The organism is Paenarthrobacter sp. 4246, assembly GCF_040546855.1.
GTDB lineage: Bacteria > Actinomycetota > Actinomycetes > Actinomycetales > Micrococcaceae > Arthrobacter.
In genome coordinates, this window is sequence record NZ_JBEPOP010000003.1 from 178993 (window position 1) to 194542 (window position 15550).

12 protein-coding genes and 1 pseudogene are annotated in these 15550 nt (G+C 62.4%); 9 read left to right on the top strand and 4 right to left on the bottom strand.

Translation table 11 applies throughout. The features are described from left to right. The first annotated feature begins 43 nt into the window (after positions 1–43). The 7 genes and pseudogenes from ABIE35_RS06200 to holA all read left to right on the top strand — a co-directional run bounded on the left by ABIE35_RS06200 (position 44) and on the right by holA (position 9795). Positions 44–796, top strand: a complete 753-nt coding sequence (locus ABIE35_RS06200; RefSeq protein WP_354513298.1) for an MIP/aquaporin family protein — start codon at positions 44–46, stop codon at positions 794–796. 81 nt (positions 797–877) lie between these two features. Beyond that, on the top strand, positions 878–2392 hold the full coding sequence (gene glpK, locus ABIE35_RS06205) for a glycerol kinase GlpK (protein WP_354513300.1): 1515 nt from the start codon (positions 878–880) through the stop codon (positions 2390–2392). A gap of 291 nt (positions 2393–2683) precedes the next feature. After that, a complete protein-coding gene (gene leuS, locus ABIE35_RS06210; RefSeq protein WP_354513302.1) occupies positions 2684–5212 on the top strand; it encodes a leucine--tRNA ligase in 2529 nt (842 codons plus the stop codon). Positions 5213–5220: 8 nt separating this feature from the next. After that, positions 5221–6255 (top strand): DegV family protein, encoded by a 1035-nt coding sequence (locus tag ABIE35_RS06215; RefSeq protein ID WP_354513304.1) that lies wholly within the window; start codon positions 5221–5223, stop codon positions 6253–6255. Between the two features lie 71 nt (positions 6256–6326). After that, the gene (locus ABIE35_RS06220; RefSeq protein ID WP_354513306.1) at positions 6327–7148 is read left to right on the top strand and encodes a helix-hairpin-helix domain-containing protein; all 822 of its coding nucleotides are present in this window, start codon (positions 6327–6329) and stop codon (positions 7146–7148) included. 748 nt (positions 7149–7896) lie between these two features. Further along, positions 7897–8583: pseudogene (locus tag ABIE35_RS06225) on the top strand (ComEC/Rec2 family competence protein); the annotation flags it as partial. 195 nt (positions 8584–8778) lie between these two features. Next, positions 8779–9795, top strand: a complete 1017-nt coding sequence (holA, locus tag ABIE35_RS06230) for a DNA polymerase III subunit delta (RefSeq protein WP_354513830.1) — start codon at positions 8779–8781, stop codon at positions 9793–9795. Between the two features lie 92 nt (positions 9796–9887). Here the strand turns inward: holA and rpsT are convergent, their stop codons facing one another. Together rpsT and ABIE35_RS06240 are read right to left on the bottom strand one after the other, a co-directional pair. Then, a complete protein-coding gene (rpsT, locus tag ABIE35_RS06235; protein WP_011774926.1) occupies positions 9888–10148 on the bottom strand; it encodes a 30S ribosomal protein S20 in 261 nt (86 codons plus the stop codon). A gap of 178 nt (positions 10149–10326) precedes the next feature. Beyond that, a complete protein-coding gene (locus tag ABIE35_RS06240; protein ID WP_354513309.1) occupies positions 10327–10854 on the bottom strand; it encodes a type II toxin-antitoxin system PemK/MazF family toxin in 528 nt (175 codons plus the stop codon). 160 nt (positions 10855–11014) lie between these two features. Here ABIE35_RS06240 and lepA point away from each other — a divergent pair, with 160 nt between their 5' ends. Both lepA and hemW read left to right on the top strand, forming a co-directional pair. Further along, positions 11015–12868, top strand: a complete 1854-nt coding sequence (gene lepA / locus ABIE35_RS06245) for a translation elongation factor 4 (RefSeq protein ID WP_011774924.1) — start codon at positions 11015–11017, stop codon at positions 12866–12868. Then, a complete protein-coding gene (gene hemW / locus ABIE35_RS06250) occupies positions 12869–14098 on the top strand; it encodes a radical SAM family heme chaperone HemW (RefSeq protein WP_354513311.1) in 1230 nt (409 codons plus the stop codon). Positions 14099–14128: 30 nt separating this feature from the next. Here the strand turns inward: hemW and ABIE35_RS06255 are convergent, their stop codons facing one another. Together ABIE35_RS06255 and ABIE35_RS06260 are read right to left on the bottom strand one after the other, a co-directional pair. After that, positions 14129–14542: a DUF4870 domain-containing protein gene (locus tag ABIE35_RS06255; protein ID WP_159699313.1), complete on the bottom strand. Its 414-nt coding sequence runs from the start codon at positions 14540–14542 to the stop codon at positions 14129–14131. 121 nt (positions 14543–14663) lie between these two features. After that, positions 14664–15515 (bottom strand): DUF3097 domain-containing protein, encoded by an 852-nt coding sequence (locus tag ABIE35_RS06260; protein ID WP_354513313.1) that lies wholly within the window; start codon positions 15513–15515, stop codon positions 14664–14666. Between the last annotated feature and the right edge of the window lie 35 nt (positions 15516–15550).

A 15550-nucleotide genomic window follows, 5' to 3' on the forward strand; every position in this document is an offset into this window, starting at 1 on the left:
TCACCCGCGAGGGGGCTGATAACAGAAAAATGAGGAGTCAAAGATGTCTCTTGGAATTGTTTTCCTTTCCGAAGTATTCGGAACCATGATGCTGACCCTGTTGGGTTGCGGCGTCGTGGCAAACGTTGCGCTCAAGGGCACCAAGGGCAACAACGCTGGATTCTTGATGGTGACGTGGGGCTGGGGTATTGCGGTCTTCGCGGGCGTTTTCGTGGCTGCAAAGTCCGGTGCGCACCTGAACCCGGCCGTGACGTTGGGCCTGCTGGTCAACGGCAAGGCAGAGTATGCCCCGGACGTAGCCGTCACCTTCGCGTCCACCCTGACCTACTTCGGCGGTGAACTGCTGGGCGCCTTCCTGGGTGCGGTTGTCTGCTGGCTCGCGTACAAGCAGCACTTCGATGAAGAACCCCTGGCAGCCAACAAGCTGGGTACTTTCTCCACCGGTCCCGCCATCCGTTCCACCCCGTGGAACCTCGTCACCGAGATCATCGGCACGTTCGTCCTGGTCTTCGTCATCCTGACCTTCGGCGGCACCCCCTCAGGACTCGGCCCGCTGGCCGTGGCACTGCTCGTTGTTGGTATCGGCGTTTCCCTGGGTGGCCCCACCGGCTACGCCATCAACCCTGCACGTGACCTCGGCCCCCGCATCGCGCACGCTCTCCTTCCCATCAAGGGCAAGGGCAGCAGCGACTGGGCCTATTCCTGGATCCCCATTGTTGGACCGCTGGTCGGCGGCGCGCTTGCAGGCGTCGTAGCCCTGTGGGTTCCCGACATCATGCCTGCGATCGCTGGCTGATCCTGCCCGTACTCAACCGCACACACTCTCAATCACTTCTGAGTAACAAGCAACGACCAACACTAAGACAAGGACGTCACCATGAATCAATACGTCATCGCCATTGACCAGGGCACCACAAGCTCCCGCGCCATCGTGTTCGACCACTCCGGCAACATCGTTTCCACCGGCCAGATGGAACACGAGCAGATTTTCCCGCAGGCTGGCTGGGTTGAGCACAACCCCGCCGAAATCTGGAACAACACCCGGGAAGTCATTGCCTCTGCCCTGTCCAAGGCGAACCTGACACGGCACGACATCGCCGCCGTCGGAATCACCAACCAGCGTGAAACTGCGGTCGTCTGGGACAAGAACACGGGCGAAGCGGTTTACAACGCCATTGTCTGGCAGGACACCCGTACCCAGCCGATCGTGGACCAGTTGGCCCAGGACGGCGGGCTCGAACGCTTCAAGCAGAAGGTGGGCCTGCCACTGGCCACCTACTTCTCCGGCACCAAGATCAAATGGATCCTGGACAACGTCGACGGCGCCCGCGAACGTGCGGAAGCCGGCGACCTCCTGTTCGGCAACACCGACGCCTGGGTTCTGTGGAACCTGACCGGCGGCGTGGACGGGGGAGTGCACGTTACTGACGTTACCAACGCCTCACGCACCCTGTTCATGGACCTTGAGACGCTCCAATGGGACCAGGAAATCCTGGACATCTTTGGCGTTCCGGCCTCCATGATGCCGGCCATCAAGTCCTCCTCCGAGGTCTACGGCCAGGTCCACACCTCGCAGCTCCTTCGCGAAACTCCGGTGGCAGGCATCCTGGGCGACCAGCAGGCAGCCACTTTCGGCCAGGCAGCCTTCCAGGCCGGCGAAGCGAAAAACACCTACGGCACAGGCTGCTTCCTGATCTTCAACACCGGCGAGGAAATTGTTCACTCCAAGAACGGCCTCCTCACCACGCTGGGATACAAGCTGGGCGATGCCAAGCCGCACTACGCCCTGGAAGGTTCCATCGCGGTCACCGGTTCCTTGATCCAGTGGCTCCGCGACAACCTGGGCATGATCAGTTCCGCTCCGGAAGTTGAGGAGCTGGCTGCGGGAGTTAAGGACAACGGTGGCGTCTACATCGTCCCCGCCTTCTCCGGACTGTTCGCACCGTACTGGCGTGCGGACGCCCGCGGCGCCATCGTCGGCCTGACACGTTTCGCCAACAAGGGCCACATTGCCCGCGCCGCGCTGGAAGCAACTGCCTTCCAGACACGCGAGGTACTGGACGCCGTCAACGCGGACTCGGGTGTTCCCCTCACCGAGCTGAAGGTCGACGGCGGAATGGTCGCCAACGAGGCACTCATGCAGTTCCAGGCAGACATCCTGGGCGTACCGGTGGTCCGTCCCAAGGTGGTGGAAACCACGGCCCTCGGCGCTGCCTACGCGGCGGGCCTGGCTGTCGGATTCTGGAAGGACCTGGGCGAGCTCAGCGCCAACTGGAACGAAGACAAGCGCTGGGAACCGCAGTTGCCGGCAGAAGAGCAGGAGCGTCAGCTGCGGCTCTGGAAGAAGGCTGTAACAAAGTCCATGGACTGGGTCGACGAGGACGTTAAGTAGTCTGACCTCGACAGAGGTTCCGGGGACTCCCGCCCGCCCGCTTCGCGGTGCCCACCACACCATGGCGCGGAGTCCCCGGAACCTCTTCGGCGTACCGACGTCATGCACCCAGCCCACGGGTTTGGTGGGGTAAGGTATTGGTATGCGTGCGATCCTTCTGCTTAGCTAGCCGCCCGGCTTATATTAGCCGTGCGGCCGCCCCTCCATTGTTGAGGGGCTTTTGTGTGTCCGGGGTTATCCGGGACCGCAGCAGGAGGCAAAACCGCCATCGAAGAACAGAAGAGGGCAGCAGTGAGCGTTCAGCCGGAGACAGAGACCGGAACAGCACAGACAGCCGCAGCTGAAGCGCCTGAAGAGGGCGTCTACAGCTTCGCTGCGATGGAAGCCAAGTGGCCGCAAGTCTGGGAAGACCTCAAAGTCTTCACACCTGCCGACGACGGTTCGCGGGAACGCCGCTACGTGCTGGACATGTTCCCCTACCCTTCCGGCGACCTTCACATGGGCCACGCTGAAGCATTTGCGATGGGCGACGTGGTGGCGCGCTACCTGCGCCAGAAGGGCTTCGACGTCCTGCACCCCATCGGTTGGGACTCTTTTGGCCTCCCCGCTGAGAACGCTGCAATCAAGCGCAACGCGCACCCCAGCGAGTGGACCTACGCGAACATTGACACCCAGGCGGCGTCGTTCAAGCGATACGCCATCTCCGCCGACTGGTCCCGGCGCATCCACACCTCGGATCCCGAGTATTACCGGTGGACCCAGTGGCTGTTCAAGCGCTTCTACGAGCGCGGCCTGGCCTACCGCAAGGATTCGCCGGTCAACTGGTGCCCCAAGGACCTCACAGTCCTGGCGAACGAACAGGTTGTCAACGGCGCCTGTGAACGCTGCGGCACGCCCGTCACCAAGAAGTCGCTGAATCAGTGGTACTTCAAGATCACCGACTACGCAGACCGCTTGCTGGAGGACATGGAGCAGCTGCAAGGCCACTGGCCCGAGCGTGTTCTGGCCATGCAACGCAACTGGATCGGCCGCTCTGAAGGCGCGCACGTGCGGTTCGTCATCGAAGCCACGGAAGAGCGTGCCGAGCGCGAAGTCACAGTGTTCACCACCCGTCCTGACACTCTTTACGGCGCAACGTTCTTCGTTGTTGCAGCAGATGCGCATCTGGCGCTGGACCTGGTGACTCCGGAACAGCATGACGAACTCATGGCGTACCGCGAGAAGGTCAAGGCGCTCTCCGAAATTGAGCGCCAGTCCACCGAACGCGAGAAGACCGGCGTCTTCACCGGCCGTTACGCCATCAACCCGCTCAACGGCGAGAAACTCCCGGTGTGGGCCGCTGACTACGTGCTGGCCGACTACGGCACGGGTGCCATCATGGCCGTGCCTGCGCATGACCAGCGCGACCTCGACTTCGCCAAGGCCTTCAACCTGCCCGTGCGGGCAGTGTTGGAAACAGGCGCCGAAGACCCCGCAGAGACTGGTGTAGCCACTGCCGGCGAAGGCACACTGAAGAACTCCGGCGACTTGGACGGTTTGTCCAAGTCCGAGGGAATTCCGGCCGCGATCGAGATCCTCGAGAAGCTGGGAACCGGCGAGAAATTCGTCAACTTCCGGCTGCGTGACTGGCTGCTGAGCCGCCAGCGTTTCTGGGGTACCCCCATCCCCATCATCCACTGCGGTGAATGTGGAGAAGTGCCCGTTCCCGATGACCAGTTGCCGGTCAGGTTGCCCGATAACCTGCGTGGTGAGGCATTGTCGCCGAAGGGGACATCCCCGTTGGCCGCCGCTGTTGAGTGGGTCAATGTTGAGTGCCCCAACTGTGGACGGGCCGCACAGCGGGATACCGACACCATGGACACGTTCGTGGACTCGTCCTGGTACTTCCTTCGCTTCGTGTCGCCGGACTACACCGAGGGCCCGTTCGATCCTGAGAAGATCAACAACTGGATGCCAGTTGGACAGTACGTAGGTGGCGTTGAGCACGCCATCCTGCACCTGCTGTACGCGCGCTTCTTCACCAAGGTCATCAAGGACATTGGACTGATCGAAGCCAACGAACCGTTCTCAGCGCTTCTTAACCAAGGCCAAGTGCTCAACGGCGGCAAGGCCATGAGCAAGTCCCTCGGCAACGGTGTGGACCTCGGCGAGCAGTTGGACAAGTTTGGCGTCGACGCCGTGCGACTCACCATGGTTTTTGCCTCCCCACCGGAAGACGACGTCGACTGGGCGGACGTTTCGCCGTCGGGTTCTGCCAAGTTCCTGGCCCGGGCCTGGCGGCTTGGCCAGGACGTCAGCAGCGAGCCGGGCGTGGATCCGGCTGCTGGCGACCGCGCCCTGCGCACTGTCACGCACAAGACCATCGCCGACGCCGCGGAACTGTTGGACAATAACAAGTTCAACGTCGTGGTGGCCCGCCTGATGGAGTTGGTCAACGCGACCCGCAAGACCATTGATTCCGGCGCAGGTGCCGCGGATCCCGCCGTACGCGAAGCGGTGGAAGCCGTTGCTGTCATCCTGAGCCTGTTTGCTCCGTACACAGCCGAGGACCTGTGGAACACGCTGGGCCACCCTGCCTCCGTAGCTAATGCAGGCTGGCCGAAGCATGACGAAGCATTGCTGGTGCAGGACACTGTCACCGCAGTGGTTCAGGTGCAGGGCAAGGTTCGCGATCGTTTGGAAGTGTCGCCGAACATCACTGAGGACGCCTTGCGGGAACTTGCCCTGGCTTCGGAAAACGTCCAGCGTGCCATGGACGGTCGCGGCATCCGGACCGTGATCGTCCGGGCACCTAAACTGGTGAACATCGTTCCCGCCTAGCAGGGACAATGCGGCCGCCGGCAGTCTGCCGGCGGCCGGCCATCATCTTTGGAGGTTGCGTGCCTGAGCGAGAACCACCCGCATGGATATGGCTCAAGGAAAGAGTGGCGCGCCTTAGGCAGCCCACTGCGCCGGTCCCAGCAGATGACGTACCGTTGGCCGCCGTCGTCAAGACAGCCGTCGTCACTGACTCGGCGGCCGCACTTCCCACGGACTGGGTCTCGGCCTTTACCGCCGACGGACGTCTTGCTGTTGTCCCCATGCCTGTCATGGTGGGGAACGAAATTTACGGCGAAGGCGAAGACGACATCACCCAAACGTTGTCGCTGGCCCTCGCCTCGGGTGCCTCGGTGAAAACGTCCCGGCCGTCGCCTGGGCAATTTGAGCAGGCCTACCTCGCTGCCCAGCGTCGCGGTTTCGAGTCAGTGGTGTCCATCCACATTTCATCCGAGCTCTCCGGAACCGCCGATGCTGCCCGGCTGGCTGCAGCCCGCGTCAGCATTCCCGTGGAAGTGGTGGACTCACGTACGGTGGGCATGGCGCAGGGCATGGGGGTCCAAAGTGCGGTGGTTGCCGCTGCCGATGGGCAAGAGGCTGCAGAAGTCCGTGGTTTCGCCGAGCGGCGCATGGAGCGCACCAAGGTCTACTTCTACGTGCCCAGCCTGGAACAGTTGCGCCGTGGTGGGCGAATCGGCGCCGCAGCGTCCCTGCTGGGTACAGTCCTCGCCATCAAGCCCATCCTGGCCGTCGACGGCGGCAAGATCGTTCCGCTGGAAAAGGTCAGGTCCGCCGTGCGCGCCGTGGCTCGCTTGGAGGAGATCGTTGCAGCGGATGTTGCTTCCCGCCCGGCCGGACAGCAACGCTTGGCAGTTCACCACTTTGGCAACCAGATGGAGGCCGAAGCACTGGCCGCCCGGCTGAACGAGAAATGCCCCGACTGCCCGCCGCCCCAAATCAGTGCCTTGCCTGCCGTTCTGGCGGCTCATGCCGGCCTGGGGGTTCTGGCTGTCATTGTGGGGGAGAGCAGCACGCCAACGGACTGACCCTGGTCGTCTTATCCACATAGGGTGCCCTGTCTCCGTCGTTTCCGTGCCGGCAGCCCTAGGCTCGGTGTATGCCACGCCTGAGCCGGGATGCGTCCCCTGATGCCGCAGCGCAGGCAGTCCGGGACCGCTTTGCCGCCCGATTGGCCGGAGAAACCCTGGCTTCTCCGCTGTTGGAGTTGCCAGCGCAAGACACTCCTGATGCAGCCGGCGGCGAAATGGCCGGCGCCTGCGTTCGCAGTGCCCGGCTTCGGTGGCGGACTCCTTGGCGGGTAGCAGTACTCATCGCCGTCGTAGCGGCAGCTCTTATTGCCTGGCACTTGGTGCAGTCGTCACTGGACCAGCCAACGTCGGAACCGTTGGATCCTGCGGCATCGGGTGGTCCCGTTGTTTCGGATTCGCCAAGCCCGCCGGCTCCGGCGGGCACCCAGGTTGAAGGGAGCCTGCTTGTCCATGTAGCGGGGGCTGTACAGAAGCCCGGTGTCGTTTCACTGCCGCTTGGCAGCCGCGTCTTTCAGGCCATTGATGCGGCCGGGGGTGCAGCGCCGAATGCTGAACTCGGTGGGCTGAACCTTGCCGAGGTGCTCAGTGACGGCGTCAAAATCCTCGTTCCGGTCGTGGGACAGGCAGCGCAGCCCGCCCCGTCCGCGCTTGCCGGCAGTGGTGCTGCCGGCAACTCGCGTGGAGGTGCAACGAAGGTCAATATCAACACAGCTTCTTTGGAAGAGCTAGGGACTTTGCCTCGTGTGGGGCCCGTAACTGCCCAGCGCATTCTCGACTGGAGGAAAGAGCATGGACCCTTCGCGTCGGTGGATGAACTGGACGCCATTGACGGAATCGGACCCAAGCTCATGGAGTCCCTGAAGGACCTGGTGACGGTGCAGGATGGCTGAGTCCCTGGGCGGTCCGGAAACGGCAAAGCGCCTGGACCTGAGGCTCGTTCCTGTTGTGATGGTGACGTGGTCCGCAGCGTTGGTGGGTGGCTTCATTGACGCGGTCTGGTCTGCTCTGTTGGCGGGCGCGCTGGGCTTGGTGGGCACGGTGTTCCTTGTTGTGGGGCGGAGCCAGAGGCCCTCCGGAGTGAGGGCCAGGACACTGTTCGCGACCCTCGCCCTCGCTTGTGTCCTGGGGGCCGTTGTTGCGGTTCACTGCGCTGTCACTGCCGGAAACCGTGAGAATGGGCCCCTGGCCCAAGCGCTTGCCGCTGATGAGGGAGTTGTCATCCATATCCTCGTCACGGGCAGTCCGACGCCCGCGCGTTCACCGGGGCATTTAGGTGACGAGAGATGGATTGTTGATGCGAGCCTGATTGACCTCACGTCCAAGGGAAGCGAGGTGCGTGGAATTGCTGACATCGTGGTGACGGGTGGCGCTGGTTGGCAGAAGGTGCGTGCGGGGCAGAGCGTTAGAACAACCGGAACGCTGAAACAGGTACGGGATGGGCAATCTGAATCTGCGCTTCTGAGCGCCTCCTCTGATCCCATCGTTACGGGGACCGGGTTCGATGTCCGACAAACTGCGGCCGACATACGGAAAACGTTCGTGTCGGCTGCTGAGTGGCTGCCTCCGGACGCGGCCGGGCTGCTTCCGGGGATGGTGACAGGCGACACCAGTGCGCTGCCGGAAAGCCTGGAAACCGCAATGAAGACCACGGGCATGACGCATTTAACTGCCGTTTCGGGAGCCAACTGCAGCTTGATCCTGGGTGGCTTCATTCTGCTGGCGCGTTGCTTCCGGCTGGTACGCCCGGCCGCCGGGGCGTTCGCTGCGTGCGGTCTGTTGTCGTTCGTCATGATGGTTGGGCCGGATCCGAGTGTCTTGCGGGCTGCGGTCATGGGGGCTGTGGGTTTGGCTGCCCTGACGGGCGGATTGCGGGGCCGGTCCTTGACTTTTCTTTGCCTCGCCACGACGATTCTGCTTTTACTGGACCCGGCCATGGCGGTCAGCGTGGGGTTTCTCTTGTCGGTTCTGGCTACGCTCGGGATTGTGCTGCTTGCCACCCGTATTGCGTCGTGGATCCCTTCCTGGGTGCCACGGTGGTTGGCTGCCGGAATTGCGGTGCCGTTGTCTGCCCAACTGCTGTGTGGCCCGGTGATCGTGGCACTTCAGCCACAGTTCACATCGTTCGCGTTCATTGCCAACGTGGTAGCAGGCCCGTTGGTGGCTCCAGTGACGATTTTCGGCACGATTGCCGTACCTTTGGCCACGCTTCTTCCCTGGCTCGCGGTGGTGCCCATCGCTGTCTCCGGGACCTGTGCTGGGTTGGTTGCGGCCGTGGCGCGGCTGTTTGCCGGCCTGCCAGGAGCTGCTTTGCCGTGGGCCGAGGGGCCGGTTGGAATAGTGGCTATGGTGCTCTCATCCTTGGTGACGTTGCTGGCCGTCTGGATGGCGCTGCATCCTGCGCATGTGATGCGTCACATCATGGGACTGCACGGTGTTGTGATGGTGCTCTTGGAACGCTGTGTGTCGCGCAGACATGGCAGACTTGAGTCCTGCAAAGAAACGTCCGGAAGGAACCCAACTGTGGCTGCTGCCCAAAACACCCGGGCCAAGAGCGTCGCGGCTAACACCGTCAGTTGGCGGGATGCGGCACCGGCCGCCGTCGTCCTCATCATGGGACCCGAAGAATATCTCGGTATCCGGGCCTTGGACGGCATCCGGACCCAGGTGCGAACTGCTACACCGGATGTCGAGCTCAGCCGACTCAACGCGGGCGCCTACGAGGCCGGATCCTTGGCGATGACCGTCACGCCGTCCCTCTTCGGCGAGGGCAAGCTCATTGAAGTTGAAGGCCTTGAAGCCATGAATGATGCTTTCCTGGCCGACGGTTTGGCATACCTCCAGCATCCGGATCAGGACGTTGTCCTTGTCCTTCGGCATGCCGGGGGAGTTCGTGGCAAGAAGCTGCTCGATGCCGTGAAGTCCGCGGGCTGGCCGGTCATTGATTGCCAACCGTTGAAGAAGGACTCCGACAAGACCGCGTTTGTCGTCTCCGAGTTCAGGGCCAGTGGTCGCCGCATTGAGGGCGAAGCTGTCCAGGCACTGGTGAACGCGGTGGGCGCGAACCTTTCCGAACTTGCGGCAGCGTGCAACCAGCTGATCGCTGATGCCACTACTGCCGTCACAGCGGAAACCGTGGAGCGCTACTACGGGGGCCGGGTCGAAGCTACGGCTTTCAAGGTGGCGGATGCTGCAATGGCCGGCAACGGTCCGGTGGCCCTGTCCACCCTGAGGCACGCCCTGGCCACCGGCGTTGATCCTGTTCCCCTGGTCGCGGCACTGGCGGCCAAGCTGCGGACCTTGGCCAAAGTTGCCGGAGCCAATGGTTCTCCGGCCACCATTGCCAAGAACCTGGGAATGCAGCCGTGGCTCGTTGAGCAGGCCCAGCGGGATGTCCGGCGCTGGACCCCTGAAGGCCTGATCCGCTCCATCCAGGTCATCGCAGAGGCCGACGCCCAAGTGAAGGGTGAGTCGCGGGACCCGGTCTACGCCGTGGAGCATGCCGTTACCGTCATTGCCACGTCAGCCAGTCGCCGCTGATGCCGATCGGCGCCGCAACAGCCGCTTAAACCCAAAGGCCGGCACCCAACGGGTGCCGGCCTTTTGATCAGCTCAGTCGAACTGGAAAAACCTTAGAGTGCGTTGACCTTCTTGGAGATCGCCGACTTGCGGTTTGCAGCGTTGTTCTTGTGAATAACGCCCTTGCTGACAGCCTTGTCCAGCTTGCGGCTGGCAGCAACAAGTGCAGTTCCAGCAGCATCCTTGTCAGCAGACTCAACGGCGGTGTTGACGGCGCGGATGGCCGTCTTCAGCTCGGACTTGACTGCGTTGTTACGCAGGCGAGCCTTCTCGTTGGTGAGGATGCGCTTCTTCTGGGACTTGATATTAGCCACGTATGAACTCTCTTTTTAATGCGGAAATGGTCTAGAGGGTTTTCAGGTTGGCCATCGACTGAGCGGCGTGGGGATGCCTATGGCAGCCAACCATGAGTGGCCGTCGACCTGCACGGACACACAGCTATAAAGGATAGCAGAAACTCGGGGCCCACACAGAACTGGGCGCTCACTCCGACTATTGCCGTGCTTGGAGGGCCCGGGCTACCTCCCGGAATTGCGGCTTGCCCAGGATGGCACCTTCACGCCGGATCGCGTCGGGATCCAGCCGGATAATGCGCCCAACGTTGATTTCGCTGGGCCTGCCTTGCCGATCCCAGGGGCCGGTTCCTATGTCAACGTAGTCGTCCGCCCGCGCGCCGTAATCATGGTCTTTGGAGGTCAACATGAGGCCCAAAAGCCATTCGCGGTCCCGACCCACCACAAGCACGGGCCGGTCCTTGCCTTGTGTGTGGTCCTCTTCGTAGGGCACCCAGCTCCAGACAATCTCGCCGGGATCCGGCCGACCATCGGGCTTGGGGGAGTAGCTGACCTTGATCGAACCGCGAAAATCGCCCGGGTAAGCACCTGGCTGACGTACGACGCCGGACTGCCGGGTTTGCGTCCTGCGGGCACCTGCCGGTGTGGCTGCTTTAGTGCTGTTGCCACCGAGAGCCTTGAATGATCGCAGGATGAGTTCGCCCAAGGGGCGCAAGTCGAATGCCATGTGACAACGCTACAGCTGCGTGGAGCTGATGCCTGGGCAGGCAATGTACGGCGAAGCGCAGGTTCATGGGAGACTAGAGGATCAGATGCGCGGCGTGTTCCGGCTGGGCTATGCCCGGTTTCTGGAATTGCCGTGTGAGTGTCGACAGTAAGGATCCTGCGTGTCTCCCATGGCCCGCACCGCACCGGTGCCCGCCGCAACAGATCCGGCCATCATCCGGAACTTCTGCATCATTGCCCACATTGACCACGGTAAGTCCACCCTGGCCGACCGCATGCTGCAGTACACCGGCGTCGTTAAGCAACGCGACATGAAGGCCCAGTATCTGGACCGTATGGATATCGAACGTGAGCGCGGCATCACCATTAAGTCCCAGGCTGTGCGCATGCCGTGGGAACTTGATGGCAACAGCTACGCACTGAACATGATCGATACTCCCGGCCACGTCGACTTCACCTATGAGGTTTCCCGTTCGCTCGCCGCTTGTGAAGGCGCAGTACTGCTGGTGGATGCAGCCCAGGGCATCGAGGCCCAAACCCTTGCCAACCTGTATCTGGCAATGGAGAACAACCTCACCATCATTCCTGTGCTGAACAAGATCGATCTTCCGGCTGCCCAGCCTGAGAAGTACGCGGCAGAGCTTGCCAACCTCATCGGCGGTGACCCCGAGGACGTCCTCAAGGTCTCCGGCAAAACGGGCGTGGGTGTTGAGGCGCTGTTGGACAAAATTGTCCGCGATCTTCCTGCACCCGTTGGCGATCCCAATGCGCCGGCCCGCGCCATGATTTTCGACTCCGTCTATGACACGTACCGCGGCGTAGTTACTTACGTCCGTGTGGTGGACGGCATGCTCCACCCCCGCGAACGCATTCAGATGATGTCCACGCGGGCTACGCACGAGCTCCTGGAGATTGGTGTCAGCTCGCCGGAGCCCACGCCATCCAAGGGCCTGGGCGTCGGCGAGGTGGGATACCTGATCACCGGCGTGAAGGACGTCCGTCAGTCGAAGGTTGGCGATACCGTCACCAACCTGGCCAAGCCTGCCTCGGAGTCGCTCAGCGGCTACGCCGACGCCAAGCCGATGGTCTTCTCTGGTCTCTACCCGCTGGACGGAACGGACTACCCTGTCCTCCGCGACGCCCTCGAAAAGCTGATGCTTAACGACGCCGCACTGGTTTACGAGCCCGAGACGTCCGCGGCACTGGGCTTCGGTTTCCGCGTTGGGTTCCTCGGTTTGCTGCACCTGGAAATAACCCGTGAGCGCCTTGAACGTGAGTACAACCTGGACCTCATCTCCACGGCTCCCAACGTGGAATACGAGGTGACACTGGAGGACAAGAAGGTCATCCACGTCACCAACCCCAGCGAGTACCCCACGGGCAAGATCTCCGAGGTCCGCGAGCCGATGGTTTCCGCCACCATCCTGGCTCCCAACGAGTTTGTTGGTTCCATCATGGAACTCTGCCAGAGCCGCCGCGGCCAAATGCGCGGCATGGATTACCTCTCCGAGGACCGTGTGGAACTCCGCTACTGGATTCCGCTGGCCGAGATCGTGTTCGACTTCTTCGACCTCCTGAAGTCCAAAACCCGTGGCTACGCGTCGCTGGATTGGAAAGCCGACGGCGAACAGGTTGCGGACCTCGTCAAGGTGGACATCCTGCTGCAGGGTGAACAAGTGGATGCCTTCAGTGCCATCACCCACCGCGACAAGGCCTATGCCTACGGTGTCATGATGACCGGCAAGCTCCGTGAGCTCATCCCGAGGCAGCAGTTCGAGGTGCCCATCCAGGCAGCCATCGGATCGCGCATCATTGCCCGCGAGAGCATCCGGGCCATCCGCAAGGACGTTCTTGCCAAGTGCTACGGCGGTGACATCACACGCAAGCGCAAACTGCTGGAAAAGCAGAAGGAAGGCAAGAAGCGCATGAAGATGGTGGGTCGCGTGGAGGTTCCCCAGGAAGCATTCATCGCAGCCCTGACCACCGACGAGTCCAAGGACAAGGCCAAGAAGTAGATGCCCAGCGTCCTACCTTTGGGCGATCCGGCACCTGCGGACGGAGTACTTCCCCCGCAGGTGCTGGATGGCGTGGAGCACCGCAACTTCGGGCTCTACGTCCATATCCCTTTTTGCGCCGTTCGCTGCGGCTACTGTGACTTCAATACCTATACGGCCACCGAGCTTGGCGGCGGGGCCTCCCAGGACGCCTACGCCACAACCGCGGTGTCCGAACTCGACTTCGCGGCTCTGGCACTGGATGCCTCAGGGCTGCCCCGGCGGCGGCTGAGTACAGTCTTCTTTGGAGGCGGTACGCCCACGCTCCTCCCCGCGGAAGACCTGGCACGAATCCTGCGGGCCGCCGTCGACCATTGGGGGCTTGAGCCCGGTGCCGAGGTAACCACCGAAGCCAATCCGGATTCCGTAACCCCTGAGTCCCTGAAGGTGCTGGCCGATGCCGGATTCACCAGGGTCTCGTTTGGCATGCAGTCAGCTGTGCCCCACGTGTTGAAGGTCCTTGACCGGACCCATACCCCCAGTCGCGTGCCGCTCGTGGTCCAGTGGGCCCGTGAGGCCGGACTCGCGGTGAGCCTGGACCTTATTTACGGTACGCCGGGGGAGTCCATGGCGGACTGGCGGTTGTCCCTTGAGACGGCATTGTCCTACGAGCCTGACCACATCAGCGCCTACGCATTGATCGTGGAGGATGGCACAAAGTTGGCGGCCCAGATCCGCCGCGGCGAAGTGCCCGGAATTGACGACGACGATCATGCGGCCAAATACGAATTGGCTGATTCGTTGATCTCTGCCGCTGGTTTGAACTGGTACGAGGTCAGCAACTGGTCCCGCACACCCGATCAAGCGTGCCGGCACAATCTGGCCTACTGGCGCGGCGACGACTGGTGGGGCATCGGCCCCGGTGCGCACTCCCACGTAGGGGGTGTCCGGTGGTGGAACGTTAAGCACCCCACAGCATACGCAGGTCGCTTGGGTGCGGGAAGCTCACCGGCGGCAGGCCGGGAAACCCTCGACGCCGAAACCCGGGAAGTCGAACGCATCATGCTGGAAGCACGACTCGGTACGGGGCTTGAAGTGGATGCCTTGGACGCGGTCGGCCGCCATGCAATGGCAGGGCTGATCGCCGACGAACTGGTTGATCCTGTGCAAGCGTTCAAAGGCCGGTTGACCCTTACGCTGAAGGGCCGGCTGCTGGCTGACGCCGTAGTCCGGAAAATTCTTCCCGACTAATTCCCAGCCCGGTTGATGGCTGGGGGAGGGTTACTTGATCCAGCGCAGGTTGAGCTTGTAGCGGTGCGGCTGGCCGTGGTTGACACGGATTCCGGCCGAGACGGAGAAGCAGGTCAGGGCTACCCAGATGCCAGTGGCGATCACGGCAAAGATGTTGCCTACTACTGGCAACAGCACCAGGATGTTGGCCAGAACGGCAGCGATGGTGGGAGGCAGCGTGAAGTTCAACGCTTCCTTGGATTCCTGTGCCGTGAACGGTCCGCGGTCACGGAAGATCAAGTAGATCAGGAGAGATGGCAGGCATCCGAGAATGCCGCCAAAGTGTGCCAAGGTAGCCCACTGCCTGTCCTCGCTGGCGGTCAGTGGCAGCGCATTTGCAGGCGCGCCATGGTACTGGGGCTGGCCTGCGGCGCTGCCCGGTTCTTCAGGAGCGTTCTCTGCCACGGTGTGTTCCCTTTGCTGTAAAGATGGTGCGGTGTTGCTGTCCCAGAATACCGGCCCCGGCAGGCTTCCCGGGACAAGCGCCACGATGACACGTCAGTTGCTGCTGCTTTGGGGCCAAAGGTCAGGGAACTGTGAGGAAATCGATGACTTCCTCCACGCGGCCCAGCAGCGAGGCCTCGAGGTCTGCGTAGCTGCGAACCGCTCCAAGAAGACGCTGCCAGCCCAGTCCTATATCCTCAGCGGTCTCGTGAGGCCACCCGAAGGCGGTGAGGATCCCGGTCTTCCAGTCGGTGCCGCGGGGTACGGACGGCCAAGCCTCAATTCCCAGAACTTTGGGCCTGATGGCCTGCCAGACATCGATGTAGGGGTGGCCGACAATCAGGACGTTTCCCGCGGCGCCAGGCACAGTCATGGCTTCAGCTGCGATGCGCGACTCTTTGGAGCCGGCCACGAGGTGGTCCACCAGGATGCCGAGGCGCCGGCCGGGACCGGGGTTGAAGGCGGAGATTGCCGACTTGAGGTCATCGACTCCATGCAGGGGCTCCACCACAATGCCCTCGACGCGGAGATCGTCGCCCCAGACCTTTTCGACGAGTTCGGCGTCGTGTTTTCCTTCCACCCAAATGCGGCTGGCTTTGGCCACCTGGGCGCGTTGTCCTTCAACCTTCACCGAACCCGACGCTGTGCGCCCGGCCTGAACGGCCGGCGTCGATTGTCGGGGAGCCGGGGGCATCAAGCGGATGGGCTGCCCCTCGAGCAGGAAGCCAAATCCGAGTTGAAACGACTTCGTCTTCCCCCGCCTGTCCTCCAGGGACACGATGTGCATGCCACCGGTTTTCTCAACCCGGGTGACTTCGCCCACCCAGCCAGATTGGACATCTTCGAGGATCATCCCCCGTTGGACGGCAACCTCCGGTAGTTGCCGTTTGGCAGGAGCTGACAGATCCTGCGGACCCCACGTGTCGAAAGCCAAGGAGTTCCTACCTTTTGTGCTGGGTTGGGAAAGGA